The sequence below is a fragment of the Moritella sp. PE36 genome (assembly GCF_000170855.1).
Taxonomy (GTDB): domain Bacteria; phylum Pseudomonadota; class Gammaproteobacteria; order Enterobacterales; family Moritellaceae; genus Moritella.
Window position 1 is genome coordinate 1 of sequence record NZ_ABCQ01000030.1, and the last position, 23,326, is coordinate 23,326.

Below are 23,326 nucleotides of genomic sequence, written 5' to 3' on the forward strand. Positions count from 1 at the left end.
AGCGCTTCACGTACAAAATACAGATCGAGTAAACCTTGAGTGGTGCACTGCACTACCCGTGAACCGACATTGGCTTTACGTTCAATTAGATGGCATTTTTCTAATCTGTTTAGCGCTTCACGAAGGGTTGAACGACTGACTTGATATTGCTTTGCGAGTTCTGGCTCACTGATCTTACTGCCAGCAAGGATCTCACCTTCAACAATGGCACGCTGCATTTGCTCAAAGACTTTATCGGCTGTAGTCACAGCGACTATTTTTGTTGGATCATCTAAAGGCATAAGATTGTCGACAATGTTTAAATTTAACTCAATACTATTATCTTTTTACAAATTGTCAACATCTTAGTAACCAAACTCTCTATTTAGAGCGGTAATTAAATCTATAATGTGAATGCCCAATTTAGTACGCTGCACGGTTATTGGCTAAACGGTAAATGTGCTTAATTTGGTGAACTGGACAGTGATTAGAGCTGGTCTATACTGAATATTGAGAAGCGTTTTTTCTACCAATAAACCTTAATGGTGAGGTGGATAAGCAACCGCGTCAGTTTCTGGGCTTGAAACGTGGCCAACGAGAAAGAAGCAGAACCCTGTAATAGCTAATTCTCGACGCGCTTTTCACACCTCAACTACCTGCTATACGAATACATTTTACGATAAACTAATTTGCTATCCCGTTATTAATAACTATTCTATCGTTATGGTTAAATACACTTTATATTGATATTTATCCGGTATTTATACCTGATACTTGCTAAACTTATCGATAACAAATAAATATACGATATAGAACAGGACTGTTCTAACTGAGGATTAATGAGTATTAATAAGGATAAATACAGTATTGATAATACTGATTATACTGTCGGACAAGATAACGTCCAAAAATGGGGGTTTGATGTACACAACCCAGTGTTTGGTATCAGTGCATCGTTAATTGGCCTATTCTTGGTCGCTATTTTATTAGTAGAACCGGAAACATCGAAATCATTCCTGGACGGCATCAAATGGTGGATCATTGGGGCTTTTGACGGTCTGTTCATGTGGTCTGCAAATATCTTCGTTATTTTCTGCCTCGGGTTAATTGTCTCACCATACGGTAAAATTCGTTTAGGTGGTGATGACGCTAAACCGGATTATAGCAGCATGTCGTGGATAGCGATGTTATTTGCTGCTGGCATGGGCATTGGCTTAATGTTCTGGGGGGTTGCAGAACCTGTGGCTTATTACACAGGTTGGTATGAGACGCCACTTAATGTGACCGCAAATACACCCGAAGCGGCAAAACTGGCATTAGGCGCGACTATGTTCCACTGGGGTTTACACCCATGGGCAATTTATGGTGTTGTTGCATTATCACTGGCTTTCTTTGCTTATAACAAAGGTCTGCCTCTTTCAATGCGTTCTGTATTCTACCCTATCTTAGGCGATAGAACGTGGGGCTGGGCTGGTCATATCGTGGATATCCTAGCGGTATTAGCTACCTTGTTTGGTTTAGCGACATCACTCGGTTTAGGCGCACAACAAGCTGCGAGTGGTTTCCATCATATATTTGGTATTGAGAACGGGTTATTTTTACAAATAACGATCATCATAGTTGTTACCTTGCTAGCTGTTGTATCGGTAGTTCGTGGTATTGATGGTGGCGTAAAAGTAATTAGTAACATCAACATGCTACTTGCATTAGTACTGTTAATATTCGTTATTTTAGTTACATTTGCCGTTTCAATGGGCACAGTACCAACGACTATTATGGGTTATGTTGAAAATATCATCCCATTAAGTAATCCAATTGGTCGTGAAGACGAAGCTTGGATGCACGGTTGGACTGTATTCTACTGGGCATGGTGGATCTCATGGTCACCATTCGTTGGTATGTTCATTGCCCGTATTTCACGTGGCCGTACAATTCGTGAATTCATCACTGCTGTACTACTTGTTCCGACTGGTGTGACAGTATTATGGATGTCTGTATTTGGTGGCGTAGCCATCGATCAAGTAGCGAATAACGTGGGTACTTTAGGTAGTGAAGGCTTAACGGATGTACCTTTAGCTATGTTCCAAATGTTTGATTCTTTACCTATGGGCGAAGTGTTATCAATGCTGGCAATCATACTGGTATTAGTATTTTTCATTACCTCGTCTGATTCAGGTTCATTAGTTATCGACAGCATTACTGCTGGTGGTAAAGTTGATGCGCCAATACCACAACGTGTGTTCTGGGCATTAATTGAAGGTGCGATTGCTGCTGCGCTACTTTGGGTTGGCGGCACGCAAGCAATTGAAGCATTACAAGCTGGTGCGATTTCAACCGCACTACCTTTCACTATTATCTTGTTAGTGATGTGTGTGAGCTTGATAATGGGTTTGAGAACAGAACAGTATAATCGCTAAGCAAGCTCAAACCTCCAAATGATATATTAACCTCGGGTTAAAAATAAAAGCTGTCAGTATTTACTGGCAGCTATTCTCCTCTCAATTATTTATCGTCTCAATTATAGTACGCCCAATTGACAACCCTCTCAAAGTAATGTCATAATTTTCCCATGCATTTTTTAAAACAGCCGTTATGTCATCTTGTACTGGTTTTCATTCTTCTTCTGAGTGAGGCTTCTGCTGGCGTAAATTTTAATTTTGATACAGGCGCCGCCTTTAAAAATGATATGAATGTATCAACAGCTATTACCGAAATGGACACAGATTGCATTCAGTGTTTAACAGTTTCAGACATGACTTGTAATAACAGTGCCGGTGCGACTTGTGACAGCACGACTTGCTCCTCAGGCCAATGTAACAACCTAATTGGCAACCCTATATTCCAAACTAATAACACCTTATCCGAGAATCCCCCTATATTCCAACCTCTTACTTATCAAAATTATTATTTAAATCTTATTCCACGTCCTCCTAGTCTCTCAATTTAAGCGCTAAATATTGCAAGTGTAATTGATGCAATGGGCCTATATCTGGTCATGCATTATCACGCACACCTAAATTCGCCTATGCAACGCATCGCGCTCTCCTATGACATATTTAAATACTGATGCGTATAGCGCATACAGATTCATAACGATTAAATTGAGATAATTAAAATGACAATATCAAATACAAATAAAATAATAATCCTATCTATCACTCTACTTATCACGGGGTTGCTAAGCTTTACATCAAAAGCAGAAAGCGTAATCAAAGCAACAATGTACAAACCTCTGCAATGCGGTTGCTGTGATGATTATGCCGCTTACTTAGAAAAAAATGGCTTTGAGGTGGAGATAAAATCAATGCGTTCACTTGCTCAAACCAAACGAACAGCAGGTGTTCCGCAAGGCTATGAAGGCTGTCATACCCTCTTTGTGGATAACTATGTCGTAGACGGATTGGTACCTGTAAATACCATTAATAAGTTACTTAATGAACGTCCAGAGATCACTGGTATTACACTACCAGGGATGCCTTGGGGTGCGCCAGGAATGGATAGTCGCCCTAAAAGCGCACCATTAATTAGCTACGGGTTCCAAAAAGGCTCATCCGATACTTTTGTTTACGCGAAAGACTAAATCATTCATGTCATACGCTTATCATCAAAAGTAATAATTTAGGAGTCTATAATTATGTCAGCACTTATATTTAACTTGTTACGCAAAAGCACCCACTATTTGGTGTTTATATTGTTCGCCAGTACAAGTATGGCGACAACAGCTGAGACATTATCAAAACAAGGTGTTGTAGCGATTACGAGCAGTTCAAGTAATACCTTGATTGTGGCCTACCCTCGGGCTTTGTATCAGCTCAATACAAGCAACAATAGTTGGTTGCCAATTACATTACCGGACCCTGCTATCGTACTAACAGGAGCGGCGGTAAATAAATCAAACGGTGTTATTTTTATCGCCACTCAGCATCAGGGAATACTCTCTAGTCAGGATAAAGGTAAAAACTGGATCGCCCGTAATAATGGACTTGCCGGCAGCACAACGACGGCATTAACCCAGCATGCACAACAAGCTGAGACTTTATATTCAATTGTTCCTGAACAAGGGATTTATCGTACTGAAGATGCAGGCGAAAACTGGCTATTAATGGATGCAGGTCCAATCGATATGGGCAGTACCATTATCCATTCAGATATGCCAGACAGCATGCAAACAGGCTGGGTTTTTACAGCAACCAACAACGGAGTCAGTCGTTCAATGGATTGCTTCTGCCTCTGGAGCCAAGCTGGAGAGTTACAAGGAGAAATAACCGCCCTAAGTTATGCTCCTCAACAGCCTAAGCATATCTATGCAGCGTCTGGCAATAGCCTCTATTTAACCAAAGACGGAGGCCAAAACTGGGCAGTAATCAGTGAGCTTAAATCAACCATCAGCACTTTGCATATTACAGCATCAGGTGTTATTTATGCGGGCACCCAAGATGGTCATATTATTAAAAGTGTCGACAATGCACAAAGCTGGGAATCTATTGATGTCAGATAAAGCACTGATTTTAATGCTATTTACGCTGATTAGTACTGCAACGCCAAACAGCTATGCAGCACCACATAGTTTACCCGATAGTCTGGGTTTACAAGTATACCAACAAAATTGCAGTGTCTGCCATGGTCAAAATGCTGAAGGGGCTGAAAATTGGAAAATACAAAATGGATATGGAGAGCTACCAGCCCCACCACACAATGAGGAGGGTCATACGTGGCGGCATAGCGACAACATGCTGCAACGTATGATAAAACAAGGCTGGCGAGATCCATTTAATAAAACCAAACGCCTTACCATGCCTGCTTTTGAGAATGCATTAAATCCAAAAGAAATTGATGCGGTAATTGCTTATATGAAAACTTTTTGGAGCCCAGTTCAGGTTGACTATCAAAAAAAGGAAAACCTAAGACGTTAGGAGAATATCCTGTCCATAATGCTATGCATCACTCGCTTGCGATGCACAGTAAATAATGGTCTGTGCACATTGGTGTTGTTTGTATCAAATAACACCAATGATACCTACCGAATAAAATCCGGTCGCAATATTATTGTACTAAATGAACTTCATTTGCTTCAATGTTTAATTCTGCAAGCTTATTAAGTAGGGCTTCTATATTTTTCTTACCTGAACCTTCATTGGCCATTTGTAGGCGCGCAACACCAGAGAATGCATCACCAAAAGTAGCTGTATGTGGGGCCACCACAACTTCATCAAGTACCACTTTACCGCTTAACGTATCTGTCAGCGTATAGTTAACTTTTGTCGTGACTGTCATATCAAGGCCAAACAATGGCTGTTCAACATCCACTATTTTAGCTGATAGTTGATATTTCCCCTTTTCAGAGAAAAGTCCTTGCTCCAATAGGCTCTCTTTAATTGCATCAGAGAACGCAACATCACTAATTTCTGACGTCCAAGCAGCATTTGTATCTTCACCACCCGAAACTGACGACAAGGCCAAGTTATTTTGTACTGCAGCTGGATATACTTTTTGTTCGCCTTGATACACCATATTCTCAACCTGCGCACCCGACGCACAACCAACTAAGTATAAACACGTTGCAATTACCAATGTCTTTTTAACTACGTTCATTTTCATTCCTTTGTTTTTATAATAATCAAGAGTCGTATCTATAATTTATTTAACGCTTGCAATCCGCAAAAGATAAAATACATTATCATATTGATTTTATTTATATTAATTATTATAGCAAGCATGGCGACCACTCCTTTATGGGTAACTGTGACAGCGCCGACAAATAATAATCTATTAATCAAAAACAACATGAACCATTATGAAAGACACTAGAATTCGAACAATCATAACAATGGCTTAATTGTTTGATTGCGATTTCAACAAAACTTGTTACTATTGCAGCTTATATAGTCGGGGGGCCTAATAGGCTGAGATCGCACATTAATTGCGAGACCCGTTGAACCTGATTCAGTTAACACTGACGTAGGGAACTATCAGTCTTGCTTCTCATGATTTGACCTTCTACGTCTCTCAATCTTTGGCTTGATAAAGTTCCTATACGTCTGTACTAGGGATATTTATGCTAAAGGTCACACCCACTGACGTTTTATCAAAACACAGTATTTCAAAAAATGGCACATCAACACCAGCTTCATTAAAACAAAGCCCATCAATACCTATCGTATTAACGATCGCAGGTTCTGATAGTGGTGGCGGTGCAGGTATTCAAGCTGATATCAAAGCCATATCGGCAACCGGTAGTTACGCTTGTACTGTCATAACAGCCATTACCGCACAGAATACCCTTGGCGTGTCCGCTATTTTCCCCATTCCACTGGAACATGTTGAAAAGCAACTTGATGCCGTATTTAGCGATTTAAACATCGTTGCCGTTAAAGTTGGGATGCTGGCAGACTGCGATATTATCAAAGTCGTTGCCGCTAAAATAAAACAATATAAGCCCGCCTTTTTAGTTGTTGACCCGGTTATGGTCGCCACTAGCGGCGATTTATTGCTAAAAGAATCTGCGATCAGTACGCTTAAATCAGAACTGCTACCATTAGCCGATTTGATCACCCCGAACCTACCTGAAGGCGCAGCTTTAACTGGCTGTAATGTACCTCGCAATGAAGATGAGATGGGTGACATGATCAGCGAATTACGTCAACTTCGCGTCAATGCGGTATTATTAAAAGGCGGTCATTTAGAACAAGATGACAACAGTAATGACCTGCTAATCTTCCAAGACCATTTTCAACTGTTAACAGCAAAACGCATCCATACCCAAAATACCCATGGCACTGGCTGCACCCTGTCTTCTGCCATCGCATCCTATTTAGCTCAAGGCCATGATCTGCTACAAGCGGTTAAATTGGGTAAACAATACATATCCAATGCTATTGCCCATGCTGACGAATTAGATATAGGTAGCGGCCATGGTCCAGTAAATCACTTCTTTGCTGGCCATGCCGATGTCTAGCTCATCACAAGTAATGTTAGAACCTGAAGACAGCAAAAATAGCCTTACCGTAAACATGACAATTACCAACGGTTATTTACGTTATAACGACAGTATTGACCCCGTATTAAGCAACCTTAATATGGCGATGCCGGCTGGACAATGGACCTGTATTTTAGGTCGTAGCGGCTGTGGTAAAACCTCAATGCTACGTTATCTTGCGGGCTTATTAGATCAGCAAGTGACGTGGTCAGGTGCACTGTCAATTAGCGCTAATAATCGAGAACTACCTGATTTAAGTAATCAAATTGCTTACATGGCACAGCAAGACTTACTACTGCCTTGGTTATCCGTGCTCGATAATGTCACGTTAAGCAGTAAATTCGGCGCCGAAACGTCTAAGTCCGGCCAAGATAAAGCGCTGATCCTGCTCGCTAAAGTTGGACTTGCAGATAACGCCCATCGTTTTCCGCAACAACTGTCTGGCGGTATGCGTCAACGTGTCGCTCTGGCAAGAACATTAATGCAAGACAAACCGGTGGTATTAATGGATGAACCCTTTTCAGCCTTGGACGCCGTCACCCGTTATCGATTACAAGATCTCGCCTGTGAATTGCTAAAGGATAAAACCGTGGTATTAATTACCCACGAACCGCAAGAAGCGATCCGCCTCGCCGATCATATCTATATTATGCAAGGCAACCCTGCTGGCGCAGAACGTTTGCAAGTACCGTCAACAGCGACACCGCGTCCATTCGATGCTGAATGTGCACAGTTACAGCAACAAATCATGACTTGTTTAGCACAGGAATATGGAGCTGAACATGAATAACATTGTTAATTCAAACCTTACGCATCTGCAGAATAGCAAAGACAAGCAACAACAAGTCCCTATTAGCCCGGTACTGCGCATGATCATTAGTGCACTGGTTATCATCGGATTATGGCAAAGTATTGTAGTTATTTTTGACATGCCTTCTTTCATTCTTCCCGCGCCACTCGCTGTTTTTGAACGTTTAATCGAGCGTCATGACGTCTTGTTAAAACATACATTAGTCACCGCGCAAGAAATTGTATTTGGCTTGTTACTCGGTTTATTTATGGGGCTATTTTTTGCGCTGCAGATGCTGTTGTTTAAACCCATTAAGCATTGGTTATTACCGATATTGATTGCCAGTCAAGCTATCCCAGTATTCGCCATTGCACCGGTACTGATGCTGTGGCTGGGTTATGGCATGGCATCCAAGATTGTCATGGCCGCCTTAATTATCTTCTTCCCCGTCACGACCTGTTGTTATGACGGTTTACGTAATACACCAACAGGTTATTTAGATCTGGCTAAAACCATGGGGGCGACTAAATGGCAGCTGTTACGCCATATTCAACTCCCCGCGTCACTGCCGACATTAGCATCGGGTATCCGTGTTGCTGTCGTTATTGCACCGATTGGTGCAGTAGCAGGTGAATGGGTCGGTTCCAGTGCTGGCTTGGGTTATCTCATGCTCCAGGCTAATGCACGCATGATGATTGATGAAATGTTTGCCGCATTGCTGATCCTATCCGCCCTGTCAGTCTTGCTTTATTTTGTCACTGACAAAGCATTGAAAAAACTCATTCCTTGGGAAAAATAATCAAGCAGCTGTGACTAACACAGTGTTTATTAAAAATAACGAATGCACTCATATTAAATACAACACTATAAATATAAAAAGGACATTTAATGAAAAACAACACTTTACTCAAGGCTGCGGCATTTACCGCAGCTATATTGTCGGCAAACGTACATGCAGAAACAAAGACCCTAACCCTGATGTTAGATTGGTTTGTTAATCCTAACCACGGCCCTATTATTATTGCTAAAGAGCGCGGCTACTTTGCAGAGCAAGGCGTTAATGTCGTGATCCAAGAACCCTCGGATCCAAGCATGCCACCAAAACTTGTCGCCGCGAATAAAATTGATCTGGCGATCACCTATCAACCTAATTTAACCATTGATGTCGCAGCTGGTTTACCGCTAATCCGTTCTGCAACCTTGATCGCAACACCCCTTAATACCTTAATGGTGCTCGACAACAACAAAATTAACAACATGTCTGATTTAAAAGGTAAAAAAATTGGTATCGCTATTGCGGGTAACGAAGAAGCGACAATCGGCACTATGCTAAAGACTGGCGGCGTTAATTATGATGACGTACAAATAATTAATGTTGGTTGGGCGCTATCATCATCACTTGCATCAGGTAAAGTGGATGCAATCTGGGGTGGCTTACGTAACTTTGAAACCAATCAACTGGAACTTGAAGGCTTTAAAGCAAAAGCATTTTTCCCAGAAGAGCACGGTGTACCAGCTTATGACGAATTAATATTTGTCGCTAACGCCAATACCTATGACAAAACCGCTATCCAAGCCTTTAATAAAGCCTTGGAGAAAGCAACTACCTACATAGTTAATCACCCACAAGCATCATGGAAAGAGTTTGCTGCTTATGCACCTGACACGCTAAATAACGAGTTAAATAAACGCGCTTGGAACGATACCCTTACTCGTTTCGCGCTGCGTCCTTCTGCGGTTGATTTAAAACGTTATGACGATTATGCCGAATTCATGTATTCGCAAAAGATCATCAAAACATTACCCAAAGCACAAGATTACGTGCCGACGCTGTAATTCGCCATTACTGTATAAAATCATCGAGAAAATTATGAATCATCAAGATCTAATCAATGCCTGCAGTGAAGATTGGCAGGCGTATACTCAGCATGCGTTTGTGCAACAATTAGCACAAGGAACATTGGCACAGCCGAGTTACTTACATTACCTTAAGCAAGATTTCTTGTTTCTTAAACAATATGCCCGTGCTTACGCCTTAGCAATTTACAAAGCCCGTACTTTAGCAGATATGCGTAAAGCACTGCCGAGTGTGCATGCATTACTGGATTCTGAAATTGGTCACCACGTTACTTACTGTGGCAAGTGGGGATTAACAGAATCAGATTTAGAAGCAGAACCAGAAGACTTTGGCACCGTTGCTTACACACGTTATGTGCTGGATGCGGGTATGGCGGGTGATATCGTCGATCTCTACGCTGCGCTAGCGCCCTGCTCTATTGGTTACGCCGAAATTGGCCGTAAACTCGCTGCGAATGCAAACACCAAGCTAATTGATAACCCGTTTGCCAGTTGGATTGAACTCTACAGTGGAGATGAATTCCAACAAGGGGTCGCACAAGGCACTGCACATCTTGATGAGTTACTCGCTGAGATTGACGTCAACAGTCAACGTGGCCGCAATCTAATTCATGTGTTTAGAACGGCGACGCGTATGGAAATTGCATTTTGGCAGCAAGGACTTGATGCTGATAAATAGCGATAAATAGCTATCACCGGGTAAAGCCCAACAGCTTAACTTGACCAGCAGTCTTCATCGGTAGATTGCTGGTTTTGTTATTCAACTTTTTTCATTCGACACCGCCATAAACATCAATCGTCAAGTCTCGTTGTGTCACATAGTTATTAGGGGTTGCACCGATTTGGCTTTTTAAATAACGAATGAGATGAGGCTGATCACTAAAACCAAACTGATAAGCCAATTCGACCCAATCAATATCTTGTTTATCACGTTGATATAAATATTCCAGCAAGCTTTCTAATTTTTGCATTGACTGACATTGCTTGAGCGTAAGACCTGTTACTCGGTTAAAGCTGCGCTCGATAGTCCGTTGTGAACAATAAAGCGTTTCACCTAGCTGTGCGATAGGTACTGTTGCTAACAAGGGTAAGACCTTTCGCGTCAATTGACTGTGTTTATCTTCATGATTATTCGCTAACCAAGTCGCTAAATAATCATCTAAACGATCACAACATGCTTCAGGATCGTCCTTGGCGATGGCCAGTATATGCTGATCAACCCATGCTTCATCTGTCGCTAAATTATGTTCATTAAACAATGCACGAAGGTCCGCATCTTCCACCTCATCAATGAGCGGTTGCGATGAAGGCATGGCGAGTGAGTATAATGCGCCAACCCGAAATTTGATGCCAAGATACAAAAAGGCATGGGCATGATCAAGCTGCAAAGTCTGTACTTGTGGAAACAGCCAATGGCTACCTAGCCCTTGTTTCACCCCTGATTTTAAATCATAACGATATCTTTGTGCCTGCGGGGCTAATATCAAATGACTTTCTGGATGTGGATTTAACTTTGGTGATTGATGTGACTCACTCTCCGTTTCTTTGACTAACAACCAATAACTTTCCACATACTTGGCTATATCAGGACGTTTAGGCGCTCGGATCCAATTTATCATCTAATCTCTACATCCATACATTAATTTGTAAATCCATACATCAATTTCTACATTCAACTTTAGTACATACATCCAACTTTAATCCATACATCTAAACGTTAGTCCATCTTGTGACCATTACTAAATTGAATAATGCGGTGACATGAACTAAAGCCAGCTCTGACAATTGCCTTTTGCGCACCAATATTGGTCATTTCTGTTGAGCACATTGCGGTTAAATTTTTCGATTCAGCACGTCTTATGAGGTAATTTAATACTTGAGTCGCAAGGCCTTTACCACGTTCAGACTCAGCAACTATCATACCTAAATCAGCATATTCAGTTTGGACAGTATCAAACAGGCGACATTCGCCACTTGCTAATAATTTATCATTTTCCCAATAACCGAATAATTCCTGACGATTAATCAAACGCTGATAATAGCCAGTAAGCCATTCTTCAGGGGCGCTAATCGCGTTCACTGCAAATTGCACAAAATCAGATAACTGTGCATCGCTCGCGAGCTGCATTTCGATTGATTCACCTTGATATGGTATTGCTGCCCGATTTTGTTGATACATTAGTGAGTGAGTTTGGTGATTTGCATAGTTATCTAAGCATAACGATAAGTATAACGGTTCCGCGGTACTGACGAACGCACCTTTCACTTCACCAATCACAGTACTGTTTTGCTCAACGATGAGTGTGAATAATTCTATCGCCTGTAGCTGGCTTTGTGGATCAAGATGAAATTGCAGCAGGTAATCGTCGGCGTTAATAGCGCAGTAACCCACTAAGGTTTCATTTTCATAAAAACCAAAGTGGGTTGCCATCGGTAAGAAACCACATAACCACATACCATCAAGGGCGGCTGTAGTGGTGTTAAGATACTGTAATTTTAGTGTATCAAGTTGCACGGTTTCTTCAATTTTCTTAATTGTTAACATCTGTCATACCTATAATTTACTGATTTGTTATGACTGGGGACTACTCGTAATAACCGTTAATAGTCGTTATTAGCTAAGTCGTGTACCAGTCGATAACGTCAATATTAAGGTAGTAGCAAACACAAAGATTGAATAAATACGACAACATTAAAAATATTTTAACCGTACTATCACCAAATTATCACCGAGCTATCACCACACTATAACCACAGTTTTTTAATTGGCGTATCAGGTGAAAAGTGATAATGGATCTGCGCTTGTAATAACTCGGCTGTCGCAATTGCATCCGTTAATGCATCATGTGGCGGATAGGCTGGTAAATTATAACGTGCACGGCTATTAGCAAGACGAATCGACTCTTGGCGTTTCTTGGGTTTAAACAGGCTAAAAAAACTGTTATTTTGCGATTCCTGAACATCTGCTTCAATCTGCATCGTATCGATAACCGGAAACACAATGCCTTCATTAATAAAACTGCGAAGATGATTATCAAAAAAATCACGTTCAATACGGCGGTAATGAACCACCACAACCTTGCCTGCTAACGCATCTAATACTGGTTCTAGAATACGCAATAAATCCGGTGCACCTTTCAAGTCAGTATGAGTAATACCATGAATAATAATAGAGTTTTCTTTCAGCTTATCTTCAGGTTCAATATACCAGTGCTGCGCTTGGCGACAAAAAATACGCTGCAAATTAAACGGCACAAGGCCAATGCTAATAATACTGTTTTGTTCAGAGTCTAGCCCCGTCGTTTCAAAATCTAATGCGACAAAATCAATATCACCTAATTTCGTTTCATCGTGATACGTACCTGCGCGATAAAAAGACTTTAAACGTTCATCCTTGCTCTGCTCTATTTTCAGTTTATAGAACGCGCCCCAGTTTAAAATCTCTTTATTAATAAAATTGTACATTCATAATCCCTACATTTTATTAGCGGTATAACGATACTTTAAAAAGTTCTGGGCGTTACTTAACACCAAAAATGCATCTTTAAGATTACGGCGCTCAAATTCCGACATATTTTCTGGTTCAATATTATTATCCGGTTCAATTTCCGATTCTACGTCTAGCGCTTGGTGGCGTAAACGGACTAAGGAAATCAATTCCATCGCATGGTGTAGATCCTGCCCTTTTGACGGCGGTAGGATCCCCGCTTCAATAATATCTTCCAAACGTTCAAATGAATTTTGCGATTGCGAGCCAATCGCCAATCCGTGCACCCGGATCAAATCGGCCAGCGGCGCTGTACCACGACGTTTTAAGTTAATGGAATTGTTATGACGACCATCTTTCTCCATCACAAAGTTTTTAAAGAACCCCAATGGCGGCGTACGGTTTAAAGCATTACGTGCTAAACATGCTAAGAATCGATTGTTTTTCTTGGCGCGACGTAAAATAAAGGCGTTTAATTGTTCAGCCCATTTAACACGACCATAAACACCGGTTAAATCAAAGAAGATAGAACAGTTTAATAACGCTTGTGGGTTCGGATTATCAATCCAGTCAGCAAAACATTCCTCCCACTGCAATTGCGTTTTACGATGCTCTGGATTAGTTGCCATAATATCGCCTGTACAATAGGTATAACCGCAAGCCGCTAATCCATCACAGACAAACTTAGATAATTTTTCAAAATACTCGCCATGCAGGGCATCGTCATAACTATTATCTAAAATAATGCCGTTATCTTGGTCTGTTACTATCAGTTGTTCATCACGCGCCATCGAGCCTAGCGCTAGAAAGCAATAAGGTACCGGCGGCTGACCTAACTCCTCTTCGGCAAGTTCAAGTAATCGCTGTTTAAAGCTGCGACCAATCTCGGACATTGCGCTACCGATCATGTGAGAATTGGCATCTTCATTCACCATACGCACAAAACAATCTTTGAGCTGTTTAGAAAGTAACACAAGGTCTTCAATGTTTTGTTGCTGAAAAATACTGCCCGACAACAACAAACTATTTTGTGATTCGTAACGAATAATATCAGCCACTTCAATCAGGCCAATCGGCTGTTTGTTCTTTAGGATAGGTAAATGATGAACGTTATAGCGTAGCATCATCAGCATTGCTTCTGACACATAGGCATTATGATCAAGTGACATCAGCTCTGTCGACATGACATCAGAAACAGGATTATCAACACTCATCCCCGTCGCAATCACTTTTGCACATAAATCATGCTGAGTGATAATACCGACAAGATTACTGCCATCTTCATGGATAATAGTAGGGTCATTAATCAACGCGGCTGAGACACTCTCTTCCGCCATCACCTTAGCAACATCTTGAATTGACGTAGTATTTTTTAACATCACTAAGTCTCGGCTTAATAATGTTTTCACTTTTGAGGTGGTTAATGAGTTGGCATCATCACTATTATCTTCAACCGCTTGTTTTAAACGGATAGTACCTTCAACTTCAGAGAAATCAGAAAAGGCTTCATAGCGTTCACAAAAATCATGGAAGATTGCTTCTGGAATACAATAAAGCAGCGTGTCTTTTACCGCTTTAGCAGGAAGTCGAACTTTATTATTGGCCAATAAGCCCATCTGGCCAAATATTTCACCTTGATCCAAGCGGTTGTATAATTCACCTTTGCGGCGGTATATTTCCACTACGCCACTGCGAATAAAATACAGATCATGGATCTTGTGACCATATTCAATGATCATCGAGTCTGCACGGAAGTACGAGATCTCAATGCTCTTAACCACCTCTAACAATGCTTCTTCAGGTAGTTGGTCAAAAGGTTGGTACTGGCTTATAAAATTTTTAATTTCTAGTAGTTCGATTTCCATTCTTTACTCTATTGATAATTTATTGATATGCCGAGGCGCGTTCAATTAAAGACTCCGCTTGTCGACGTAACAGCCAATCAGCACCCAATGTGATAGCCTTTTCGGCCAATGAACGAGCTTGTTTATAACTACCTTGATAAAAATAGCGCTCGCCAAGACGGTAATAAGTTTCTGGATAACGTGGCGCGATGCGGATAGCCCGCTCTAACGAGGCAATCGCACCGTTATTATCGCCATTACTCAGCTGTTTATCAGCACGTTTCATTAACGATAATACCGCAGCAGGCGCTTGAGCCGTCTCATCGACAGGTGCAGGTTTACTTTGTTTACCCAACACTGGGACGGTATTATTAGTCTCTTGAACCTGAGTCCCATTCGCGTTATACGTCGGTATTGTGCCACAAGCCGTCAGCAGCCAGGGTAAAGACAACAAACACACGCGTTTTAATATTTTCATTTTATTTCCACTGTTAATTTTCAATAACAAAGAGTACCGTTCAATGACAAATAGCATTATTCAACAAGATCTCGGAACCATTCAAGGACACGCTTAACACCTTGATTGCAGCGTAATTCAATTTCAGGTTCATAACCACTCACAAAGGGGAGTGGAATAGAGTTAAGACAGCTACCCTGGCTACCTTGGCCGGTATCTTTATCCACCCAACCCACGGTAATATCTTTTGGTGGCAGATTCTGAATCGGTAATTCTGAACGTTGACGGAAAATTTCAGCCCATACACGTAACGCACCACTCGAGCCTGTTAAACCAATCGAGGCATTATCATCACGTCCCATCCACACGACAGCCATCATGTCACCAGAAAACCCAGCAAACCAACTGTCTCTTAGATTATTGGTCGTGCCCGTTTTACCAGCAACTTCAAAATCAGGTAACAGCCACTGTAATGCTCTTGCCGAACCTTCATGGGTAACAGCCTGCATGGCATGACGCAGCATATACACCGAGCTTGCATCAAAACGTTTATCCACCGCTAATGGATAACTTTTCAACACAGTACCACCAGGCTCAACGACGGCACTAATCGCTAATAAAGGAGTATAAAATCCATCTGCAGATAATGTCTGATACATCTGTGCCACAGAAATCGGTGACATATCCACAGCACCTAAAGTAATAGCGGGTAACTCAGGAATAGTTTGCTCAACACCCAAACGACGCAGTGTATCTGCGATCTTATCTAACCCCAATTCGTTACCTAAACGGGCTGTTGATTGATTGTAAGACTTAGCCAACGCTGTATATAACAGCACCTCACCGTGATCTTTTTTATCATAATTTTTAGGTGACCAAATATCGCCATTGGGCAGATTAAGGTTATATTCATCATCACTAATTAAAGTCGCTAGGTTATACTGCTGTGGTTGTTCTAAGGCGGTTAAATACACCGCTGGCTTTATTAACGAACCAACTTGACGTCTTGCATCAATAGCACGGTTAAAACCAGCAAAACGCGCATTAACACCACCGACAATAGCAATCACCGCGCCTGTATTTGGCCGCGTTATAACAACAGCACCTTCAAGCTTAGCACTCAACCCATCACGCTTATGTCGAGCGATAGCTTTTGTTAAACTTGATTCCGCACTGCTTTGCACCAAGGGATCGAAATGGGTAAAAATAGATAACCCATTTTCACTTAAATCTTCGACTTTATAATCGCGCTGTAATTGACGACGCACCAAATCAAGGTAAGCCGGGAATCGTTTCGTGCTACTTGCGGTTTGTTCTCCCATGCCGAGTGGCAGGGCTTTTGCTGCAGCCGCTAAATCTGCATCCAAACGACCTTCACGTACTGCGATATTCAGCACTAAGTCTCGGCGTTTAAGTGCCCGTTCAGGATTCCGCCATGGATTGTAATAACTTGCGCCACGCACGAGTGCAACCAATAACGCTTGTTTATCCAGTGACAGCTCAGCAAGTGGTGTTTTGAAATAATACTGGCTGGCCAAACCGAAGCCATGAATGGCTCGAGGTCCGTCTTGACCAAGGTAAATTTCGTTAATATAACCTTCTAAGATATCAACCTTGGAAAAATGAAATTCGAGCAGGATCGCCATCAAGGCTTCTTGGGCTTTGCGGCTTAAAGTACGTTCAGAACTGAGATAATAATTTTTAACTAGCTGCTGAGTCAGTGTAGACGCGCCTTGCGCAATGCCACCTTGCTTAATGTTCGCCACTAACGCACGAGCGATACCACGCAAAGAAATACCAAAGTGATCATAAAAACCATCATCTTCAACCGCCACTAACATTGCTTGTAACGATTCCGGCACATCAGACAATTGTACTAATAGTCTATCTTCATTATGAGCAGGGTAGATACCACCAATCACGACAGGCTCTAAACGTAATAACGAGGCACGGTCATCAGTGTCAAGCTTCGCCACTAAGCCATTTTTCACTGTCAGTAAGATATTACGCGGCGGTTCTAAACCATCACTAAATTGAAAACCTGGGGTATAGATATGGACCTGATCATCTTGGATGTTTGCTTGTCCCGGTTTTGTTGGATAAGCCACAAATTTGTAGCCCAACAAGCCAAGTTCGGTTTTCAAGTCGGCGACTGTTACGGCTGCACCTTCATATAACTCGAGCGGGCGCGCGTAAACCGTCGATGGTACCGCCCATTGATTTTCATCAAAAGTAGAACGAATAATCACATCTAAATAAATCATGACTGCGATGCCGATCAACACCGGGATCAATAATAACGTCCACCATAAACCTTTGCGACTTTTGTTGTTATCGCCTTTTAATGTCTTACTCACAAGCTCTCCTCGTTGCCATCCCGCCGTAAACGCCAACAGATTTTAATCTATAACTCAATTCGGATCATATCACAGTAAATAAACACCAAACGATATTAGCCTTCAATTCACCATGGTTTAATAAAATACAAAATAATACTTTAAAATCAGTATTTAACAGCTGTATTCATCAAATAATTTTATTTGAATATGTCGATAAATAAATACGATTAACCCCACTTCGACCACTTTAGAATAAAAACCCATGTAGTTATATTACAAAATAACCATTTTTCAATACGAGATCTGCTATTACGTATCGAATACAGTGGATAAATATCGTTAAAATTGGCTTATTACTTAGATTCTAGACTGAGAATTAGTTCATATTATAGCGAAATCAGCTGTTAAGACTATGATTAAAAAAACACGTCATAGTTCACATAAATCAAGGATCCACGATGAAAATATTAATCCCTCTCGTTTTATCACTCGGTTCAATTGTAGCAACCCCCGCCCTAGCTGGCGACAAGACATCAGGTGACGTCGATTTTTACCTTGGTGCTAAAACTGGTTATATATATACTGCATTTGACGAACTCGACCCAAAAGTTCCCGCTACTTTTATGATTGGAATTCAAAAAAGTGGCTTCGGATTAGAATTTGAAGGTACTTTTGTCGATATGGATGAGAACAATATTGATTTTGAATACGAATCTTACGCTATCTACGCAGCCTATCGAACACCGGGTCAATTTTACGCCAAATTAAGAGCTGGTTATTTAGAAGAAACATTAAAATCAAATACGCAGAAATGGGAAGACGACGGTTTTTCTGGCGGTGTACTATTTGGTATTGAGCTCAGCGACGCATTTACGATAGAAGCAGGCTATACCGTGATTGAAGCTGATTTAAAATATTTTAGTTTAGGCGGGAATGTTCATTTCTGACAAAAAGGGATAGTCAATTGCTTGAGCTATCCCTTTGACACAAATTGTTAAGCGCTAATGATTAAGCTTTAGCGGCTTTTAATTTGCCTTCTTCTTTCGCTAAGACAGCTGCTTTATCAACAGGCTTAGTAAAGAATGCAATCACAGTAACAGCCAGTAATAATGCCGCGAAAGCAAAATAAGTATTGTTAGTTGAACCTGCAACAGTCGCTAAGAAACCACCGAAGAAACCTGATACACCCCATGAAGAATAAAGGATACCGAAGTTAGTGCCGTAATTTTTTAGACCATAGTTATCAGCAGTAATCGTTGGGAATACACTTAATAGTGCACCGTATGACATCGCACCAATTGCAATCGCTACCATAAGAGGCATTTGCGTTGTAATGGTAGTGAAGAACGCCATGTTACCCGCTTGCAGTAAGAATACTAAAGCAAGAGTATTAACACGGCCAATCTTATCAGAAATTAAACCACCTATAACACGACCACCAGTATTAAAGATAGCAAGTAAAACAACACTGAATGCAATTTGCTCTGATGTCAGACCAATTGATTTACTGATGTTACCAATACTACCAATAAGCATGATACCTGCAGCAGCTGAAACCAAGAACATTACCCATAATTGGTAAAATTGACGGGTTTTCAGCATTTGTTGCCAAGTAAGGTTGATATCATCGCTTGACGCTGCCGCTTTCGCTTCAGATACATCAGCAACATAACCAGCAGGAGGCGCAACTAACAGAGATGCTAATGGGATTGCGATAGCTAATAGACCCGCACCTAATATTTTGAATGTATCGTAGATACCGTAGCTTTCAATCAGGCTTGTAGACAATGGCGCTAGGTATACAGAAGCAAGTCCGAAACCACCAGCAGTTAGACCACTTACTAAACCTTTCTTACCTTTAGGCCACCATTTCATTGCACTTGGGCTAATACATGCGTATGAGAAACCAATACCGGCACCAACAATACCACCAAAGGTAAATTCAAGTTCAGCTAAAGTCGTAGTGTAACCTGAAGCAATAAGACCAAGACCAACTAGCGTCACACCAAGCATGGCCACTTTTTTAGGACCAATCTTGTCTTGTAAGATACCAGCAATAAGTAAACAAGTAGCAAATGTGAAAACAGCAATTTTATACGGTGATTTTACATCTGCAGCATCAACGTTTAACGCTTCTGCTAGAGGTACAGTGAAAACACCCCATGCGTATAGGATACCGATGGTTAAGTTTATGCCGATGCCAGCTAATAGGATTTGCAGTGGTTTATTACTCATTATTGCCTCAAAATTACAAAGATTGCGGCAATTTACACGTTTTGTGATCTAGGTACAACTTTTAATTTAAAATATCTTATTTTTGTTGATATAAAACATAAACAGAACGGGCTGTCACAGGTTGAATTCTACATAGTAGCTGTTATTTGCAGCTAAACAGACCAAAATAAGCCAAATATGTAATATATTAATAACACCAGATCTTTAGCTTTTATTATACTCACCCTATTTATGTACACTGATTCATCATATCGCACAAATTGGCAACTTCTTTTATAGCGAGAATGATTGCAGAATCGAACTCATTCTAATTCAATACTAAATCCCAGAAACAAAAATGAGTGCCGAAGCACTCATTTCATTATTCGCTATATAACTGGTTTGTCATTAATCATCGAGTAAAGATTAAAGTACCGCTGCAAGCGCTTTACATAGCGGTTGCATGTTGTTTTTAGTCATACCAGCAACGCTGATACGGCCAGAACCAACGATATAAACAGCATGCTCATCTTTCAATGTCGCCACTTGTTCTTTAGTAAGACCCGAGAACGAGAACATACCATTTTGACGAGTAATAAAGCTATAGTCGCCAGTCACTCCCATTTCAGCAAGTGTTGCTACAAATAGCTCACGCATTTCGTGAATACGTACACGCATTTCAGCTACTTCTGCAATCCATTGTTTACGTAATACTTCATCATCAAGAATAATTGCAACAACTGCCGCACCATGTGCAGGTGGGTTTGAATAGTTGGCACGAATACCTGATTTAATTTGACTAAATGCCGCAGCAGCAACATCTTTATCTTTCGCTACAAGCGTTAAACCGCCAACACGTTCGTTGTATAAACCAAAGTTTTTAGAGAATGAGTTAGCAACTAATAGCTCTTCACAATGCTCTGTGAATACACGTAGACCAGCCGCATCTTCTTCAACACCTGTTGCAAAACCTTGGTATGCAAAATCAAACAGTGGTAATAACTTTTTGTTCGCGCATAACTGCGCAAGTGTAGTCCACTGTTCAAGCGTAGGATCAATACCTGTTGGGTTATGGCAGCAACCATGGAAAAGAACCACGTCACCCGCTTCAGCTTCAGCTAAAGAGGCTAACATCGCATTAAAATCTAAGTCGCGTGTTTCTGCGTTATAATAAGCATACTGCTTAACTTCTAGGCCCGCAGTATTAAACACATTACCGTGATTTGCCCATGTTGGGTTACTTACCCAAATACGATCACTGGTTAAATGACTTTTGATAAAATCTGCAGCTGTACGTAGTGCACCAGTACCACCCGGTGCTTGTGCTGTAATTGCACGTTGCTGAGTTACAACCTCGCTATCGGCACCAAATAATAGTTTTTGTACTGCAGACGCATAGGATTTATGGCCTTCAATACTCAAATAACTTTTACTTTTCTCTTCATTAATTAGCTTTTGCTCTGCTAATTTAACTGATTTTAGGATAGGAGTTTGGCCGGTTTCATCTTTATAAATACCCACACCTAAATTGATTTTTTCGGCACGTGGATCTTTAGCAAATTCTTCTGTTAAACCTAAGATTGGATCTGCTGCTGCTGTAACGATTTTCTCAAACATGGTATTCCCTATCTGTTTGTAATTAAACTACGTATTAAACCTAAGATTTGACTTATTTATACCATCACAACTCCTAAATTCATAGCAATGTGACGAAAAAATAACAGAGATATGATAAATAAATTCAGTGATGAATCATCCCTTATTTGAAAACAAAAAAAGGAGCCTTTCGGCTCCTTCAATCTTCAAAGAATCTTGTATCATTTAACCGATACTGACAGCGCAATTACATTGCTTTGAAGATTTCTTCTACACTTTCTTTGGCATCACCAAATAGCATAGTTGTATTCTCTTTGAAGAATAATGGGTTTTGAACACCAGCATAACCAGTCGCCATACTACGTTTGAACACAACAACATTTTTTGCATTCCATACTTCGAGTACCGGCATACCTGAGATTGGCGAGTTTTCTTCTTTCGCTGCTGGGTTAACCGTATCATTCGCACCGATTACAAGTACGGTATCAGTGTCGTTGAAATCTGCGTTGATCTCATCCATTTCTAATACGATATCGTAAGGTACTTTTGCTTCAGCAAGTAATACGTTCATGTGACCAGGTAAACGACCCGCTACAGGGTGAATACCAAAACGTACATCAACACCCGCATCACGCAATTTCTTGGTGATTGCGAATACAGGATACTGTGCTTGCGCAACAGCCATACCATACCCTGGAGTGATGATTACACGCTTAGAGCCCATTAGCATTTCAGCTACTTCAGCTGCAGATGTTTCAACGTGAACACCTTGCTCTTCATCACCTGTTGGCGCAATAACATCGTTACCGAAGCCGCCTGCAATAACAGAGATAAACGAACGGTTCATCGCTTTACACATTACATAACTTAAGATTGCACCAGAAGAACCAACTAACGCACCCGTTACGATCAATAGGTCATTACCTAAGATCAAACCTGTTGCCGCACCGGCCCAACCAGAGTAAGAGTTAAGCATAGATACAACCACTGGCATATCTGCGCCACCAATTGATAGTACTAAATGCGCACCAAATACAATTGCGATAAGACTCATTAATACTAATGCTGTCGTGTTGCCTTCAAACCCAGCACCAACAAACGAGAACATCAGATAAATCGTAGCAAGTAATGCAACTAAGTTCATTTTATGGCGGTGTGGTAGCATTAACGCGCTCGATTTAACACGGCCGTTTAGTTTACCCCAAGCGATTAATGAACCAACAAATGTCACGATACCGATAAACACGCCTAAAAAGATCAGTGTTAAGTGGATGCTTAACATGACTGGCTCTGTAATACCGTGTTCGATATAACTGTTGTAACCGATAAGTACCGCGGCTAAACCACCGAAGCTGTTTAGGATCGCAACCATTTCTGGCATTTCAGTCATGCCGATTTTGTTTGCCCAGCGTACACCAAATGCACCACCAGCAAGCATAGCAGCAATGATATAGCCGACATTTGTTACGTCACTACTAAATAATGTTGCAACAACCGCTACAACCATACCCAGAATACCGACATAAATACCTCTCTGCGCAGTTTCTTGCTTTGACAACGCAGCAAGAGCAAGTACAAACAGTACCGCTGCAGCGATATATGCTGCTTCTAAAATACTTTTACCACTCGTTGCGACTGCAACTTCCTGTACCACGTTAACAGTAACAGGTGCTTGTTCTGCAACTGTGATCTGTGCCAATTGCGCGGCTTGTGTTGCTGCATCTACCGCTGCTTGCGCAGCATTGATAGCATTTTGTGCAGCTTCAATTGATTCTTGAGACATTATA

At 41.1% G+C, this 23,326-nt stretch carries 21 protein-coding genes and 1 riboswitch; of the genes, 10 read left to right on the top strand and 11 right to left on the bottom strand.

Annotated features, from left to right (window positions below; translation table 11 throughout):
- Nucleotides 1-281, bottom strand: a 281-nt coding sequence (locus PE36_RS15385) for a GntR family transcriptional regulator (protein WP_006032957.1), incomplete at its 3' end; no start/stop codon positions are given.
- A 537-nt stretch (nucleotides 282-818) separates the two neighbouring features.
- On the opposite strand from PE36_RS15385, the gene PE36_RS15390 reads away from it, so the two are divergent.
- The 4 genes from PE36_RS15390 to PE36_RS15405 all read left to right on the top strand — a co-directional run bounded on the left by PE36_RS15390 (nucleotide 819) and on the right by PE36_RS15405 (nucleotide 4,892).
- Nucleotides 819-2,396, top strand: a complete 1,578-nt coding sequence (locus PE36_RS15390) for a BCCT family transporter (protein WP_006032958.1) — start codon at nucleotides 819-821, stop codon at nucleotides 2,394-2,396.
- A 698-nt stretch (nucleotides 2,397-3,094) separates the two neighbouring features.
- On the top strand, nucleotides 3,095-3,559 hold the full coding sequence (locus PE36_RS15395) for a DUF411 domain-containing protein (protein WP_052298096.1): 465 nt from the start codon (nucleotides 3,095-3,097) through the stop codon (nucleotides 3,557-3,559).
- 54 nt (nucleotides 3,560-3,613) lie between these two features.
- A complete protein-coding gene (locus PE36_RS15400) occupies nucleotides 3,614-4,477 on the top strand; it encodes a hypothetical protein (protein WP_006032960.1) in 864 nt (287 codons plus the stop codon).
- Complete coding sequence (locus PE36_RS15405) at nucleotides 4,467-4,892, top strand: cytochrome c (RefSeq protein WP_006032961.1); 426 nt, start codon at nucleotides 4,467-4,469, stop codon at nucleotides 4,890-4,892. Before PE36_RS15400 ends, PE36_RS15405 begins: the two co-directional genes overlap by 11 nt.
- Nucleotides 4,893-5,022: 130 nt before the next feature.
- Here PE36_RS15405 and PE36_RS15410 read toward each other — a convergent pair whose 3' ends face one another.
- Nucleotides 5,023-5,571, bottom strand: coding sequence for a hypothetical protein (locus PE36_RS15410; protein WP_043994604.1), 549 nt, complete (start codon nucleotides 5,569-5,571; stop codon nucleotides 5,023-5,025).
- Between the two features lie 285 nt (nucleotides 5,572-5,856).
- Nucleotides 5,857-5,961, top strand: a riboswitch (TPP riboswitch).
- A gap of 73 nt (nucleotides 5,962-6,034) precedes the next feature.
- On the opposite strand from PE36_RS15410, the gene thiD reads away from it, so the two are divergent.
- From thiD to tenA, 5 genes are all read left to right on the top strand, one after another.
- The gene (gene thiD / locus PE36_RS15415; RefSeq protein ID WP_006032964.1) at nucleotides 6,035-6,934 is read left to right on the top strand and encodes a bifunctional hydroxymethylpyrimidine kinase/phosphomethylpyrimidine kinase; all 900 of its coding nucleotides are present in this window, start codon (nucleotides 6,035-6,037) and stop codon (nucleotides 6,932-6,934) included.
- Nucleotides 6,927-7,745, top strand: a complete 819-nt coding sequence (locus PE36_RS15420) for an ABC transporter ATP-binding protein (protein ID WP_006032965.1) — start codon at nucleotides 6,927-6,929, stop codon at nucleotides 7,743-7,745. Before thiD ends, PE36_RS15420 begins: the two co-directional genes overlap by 8 nt.
- Nucleotides 7,738-8,544, top strand: coding sequence for an ABC transporter permease (locus PE36_RS15425; protein WP_006032966.1), 807 nt, complete (start codon nucleotides 7,738-7,740; stop codon nucleotides 8,542-8,544). Before PE36_RS15420 ends, PE36_RS15425 begins: the two co-directional genes overlap by 8 nt.
- An 89-nt stretch (nucleotides 8,545-8,633) precedes the next feature.
- Complete coding sequence (locus PE36_RS15430; RefSeq protein ID WP_006032967.1) at nucleotides 8,634-9,581, top strand: ABC transporter substrate-binding protein; 948 nt, start codon at nucleotides 8,634-8,636, stop codon at nucleotides 9,579-9,581.
- Between the two features lie 34 nt (nucleotides 9,582-9,615).
- The gene (gene tenA, locus PE36_RS15435; RefSeq protein ID WP_006032968.1) at nucleotides 9,616-10,281 is read left to right on the top strand and encodes a thiaminase II; all 666 of its coding nucleotides are present in this window, start codon (nucleotides 9,616-9,618) and stop codon (nucleotides 10,279-10,281) included.
- A 91-nt stretch (nucleotides 10,282-10,372) separates the two neighbouring features.
- Here tenA and PE36_RS15440 read toward each other — a convergent pair whose 3' ends face one another.
- The 6 genes from PE36_RS15440 to mrcB form a co-directional block, all read right to left on the bottom strand.
- On the bottom strand, nucleotides 10,373-11,221 hold the full coding sequence (locus PE36_RS15440; RefSeq protein ID WP_006032969.1) for a helix-turn-helix domain-containing protein: 849 nt from the start codon (nucleotides 11,219-11,221) through the stop codon (nucleotides 10,373-10,375).
- A 98-nt stretch (nucleotides 11,222-11,319) separates the two neighbouring features.
- On the bottom strand, nucleotides 11,320-12,147 hold the full coding sequence (locus tag PE36_RS15445) for a GNAT family N-acetyltransferase (protein ID WP_006032970.1): 828 nt from the start codon (nucleotides 12,145-12,147) through the stop codon (nucleotides 11,320-11,322).
- A gap of 200 nt (nucleotides 12,148-12,347) precedes the next feature.
- Complete coding sequence (locus PE36_RS15450; RefSeq protein WP_006032971.1) at nucleotides 12,348-13,067, bottom strand: 3'-5' exonuclease; 720 nt, start codon at nucleotides 13,065-13,067, stop codon at nucleotides 12,348-12,350.
- A 9-nt stretch (nucleotides 13,068-13,076) separates the two neighbouring features.
- Nucleotides 13,077-14,954 (bottom strand): DUF294 nucleotidyltransferase-like domain-containing protein, encoded by a 1,878-nt coding sequence (locus tag PE36_RS15455; RefSeq protein ID WP_006032972.1) that lies wholly within the window; start codon nucleotides 14,952-14,954, stop codon nucleotides 13,077-13,079.
- Between the two features lie 19 nt (nucleotides 14,955-14,973).
- Nucleotides 14,974-15,411 (bottom strand): tetratricopeptide repeat protein, encoded by a 438-nt coding sequence (locus tag PE36_RS15460; protein WP_043994607.1) that lies wholly within the window; start codon nucleotides 15,409-15,411, stop codon nucleotides 14,974-14,976.
- Nucleotides 15,412-15,467: 56 nt separating this feature from the next.
- Complete coding sequence (gene mrcB / locus PE36_RS15465; RefSeq protein WP_006032974.1) at nucleotides 15,468-17,747, bottom strand: penicillin-binding protein 1B; 2,280 nt, start codon at nucleotides 17,745-17,747, stop codon at nucleotides 15,468-15,470.
- Nucleotides 17,748-18,187: 440 nt separating this feature from the next.
- Between mrcB and PE36_RS15470 the strand changes: the two genes are divergently transcribed.
- A complete protein-coding gene (locus PE36_RS15470; RefSeq protein ID WP_006032975.1) occupies nucleotides 18,188-18,676 on the top strand; it encodes a hypothetical protein in 489 nt (162 codons plus the stop codon).
- 61 nt (nucleotides 18,677-18,737) lie between these two features.
- Here PE36_RS15470 and PE36_RS15475 read toward each other — a convergent pair whose 3' ends face one another.
- The 3 genes from PE36_RS15475 to pntB form a co-directional block, all read right to left on the bottom strand.
- The gene (locus tag PE36_RS15475; protein ID WP_006032976.1) at nucleotides 18,738-19,964 is read right to left on the bottom strand and encodes an OFA family MFS transporter; all 1,227 of its coding nucleotides are present in this window, start codon (nucleotides 19,962-19,964) and stop codon (nucleotides 18,738-18,740) included.
- A 405-nt stretch (nucleotides 19,965-20,369) separates the two neighbouring features.
- Nucleotides 20,370-21,560, bottom strand: coding sequence for an amino acid aminotransferase (locus PE36_RS15480; RefSeq protein WP_006032977.1), 1,191 nt, complete (start codon nucleotides 21,558-21,560; stop codon nucleotides 20,370-20,372).
- Between the two features lie 226 nt (nucleotides 21,561-21,786).
- The gene (gene pntB / locus PE36_RS15485) at nucleotides 21,787-23,322 is read right to left on the bottom strand and encodes a Re/Si-specific NAD(P)(+) transhydrogenase subunit beta (RefSeq protein ID WP_006032978.1); all 1,536 of its coding nucleotides are present in this window, start codon (nucleotides 23,320-23,322) and stop codon (nucleotides 21,787-21,789) included.
- Nucleotides 23,323-23,326 lie beyond the last annotated feature (4 nt).

Bases quoted from the DNA above. Each gene is read 5' to 3' on its own strand.
- PE36_RS15390 (WP_006032958.1), top strand. From the start codon at position 819: ATGAGTATTAATAAGGATAAATACAGTATTGATAATACTGATTATACT.
- PE36_RS15395 (WP_052298096.1), top strand. From the start codon at position 3,095: ATGACAATATCAAATACAAATAAAATAATAATCCTATCTATCACTCTA.
- PE36_RS15400 (WP_006032960.1), top strand. From the start codon at position 3,614: ATGTCAGCACTTATATTTAACTTGTTACGCAAAAGCACCCACTATTTG.
- PE36_RS15405 (WP_006032961.1), top strand. From the start codon at position 4,467: ATGTCAGATAAAGCACTGATTTTAATGCTATTTACGCTGATTAGTACT.
- PE36_RS15410 (WP_043994604.1), bottom strand. From the start codon at position 5,571: ATGAACGTAGTTAAAAAGACATTGGTAATTGCAACGTGTTTATACTTA.
- thiD (WP_006032964.1), top strand. From the start codon at position 6,035: ATGCTAAAGGTCACACCCACTGACGTTTTATCAAAACACAGTATTTCA.
- PE36_RS15420 (WP_006032965.1), top strand. From the start codon at position 6,927: ATGTCTAGCTCATCACAAGTAATGTTAGAACCTGAAGACAGCAAAAAT.
- PE36_RS15425 (WP_006032966.1), top strand. From the start codon at position 7,738: ATGAATAACATTGTTAATTCAAACCTTACGCATCTGCAGAATAGCAAA.
- PE36_RS15430 (WP_006032967.1), top strand. From the start codon at position 8,634: ATGAAAAACAACACTTTACTCAAGGCTGCGGCATTTACCGCAGCTATA.
- tenA (WP_006032968.1), top strand. From the start codon at position 9,616: ATGAATCATCAAGATCTAATCAATGCCTGCAGTGAAGATTGGCAGGCG.
- PE36_RS15440 (WP_006032969.1), bottom strand. From the start codon at position 11,221: ATGATAAATTGGATCCGAGCGCCTAAACGTCCTGATATAGCCAAGTAT.
- PE36_RS15445 (WP_006032970.1), bottom strand. From the start codon at position 12,147: ATGTTAACAATTAAGAAAATTGAAGAAACCGTGCAACTTGATACACTA.
- PE36_RS15450 (WP_006032971.1), bottom strand. From the start codon at position 13,067: ATGTACAATTTTATTAATAAAGAGATTTTAAACTGGGGCGCGTTCTAT.
- PE36_RS15455 (WP_006032972.1), bottom strand. From the start codon at position 14,954: ATGGAAATCGAACTACTAGAAATTAAAAATTTTATAAGCCAGTACCAA.
- PE36_RS15460 (WP_043994607.1), bottom strand. From the start codon at position 15,411: ATGAAAATATTAAAACGCGTGTGTTTGTTGTCTTTACCCTGGCTGCTG.
- PE36_RS15470 (WP_006032975.1), top strand. From the start codon at position 18,188: ATGAAAATATTAATCCCTCTCGTTTTATCACTCGGTTCAATTGTAGCA.
- PE36_RS15475 (WP_006032976.1), bottom strand. From the start codon at position 19,964: ATGAGTAATAAACCACTGCAAATCCTATTAGCTGGCATCGGCATAAAC.
- PE36_RS15480 (WP_006032977.1), bottom strand. From the start codon at position 21,560: ATGTTTGAGAAAATCGTTACAGCAGCAGCAGATCCAATCTTAGGTTTA.
- pntB (WP_006032978.1), bottom strand. From the start codon at position 23,322: ATGTCTCAAGAATCAATTGAAGCTGCACAAAATGCTATCAATGCTGCG.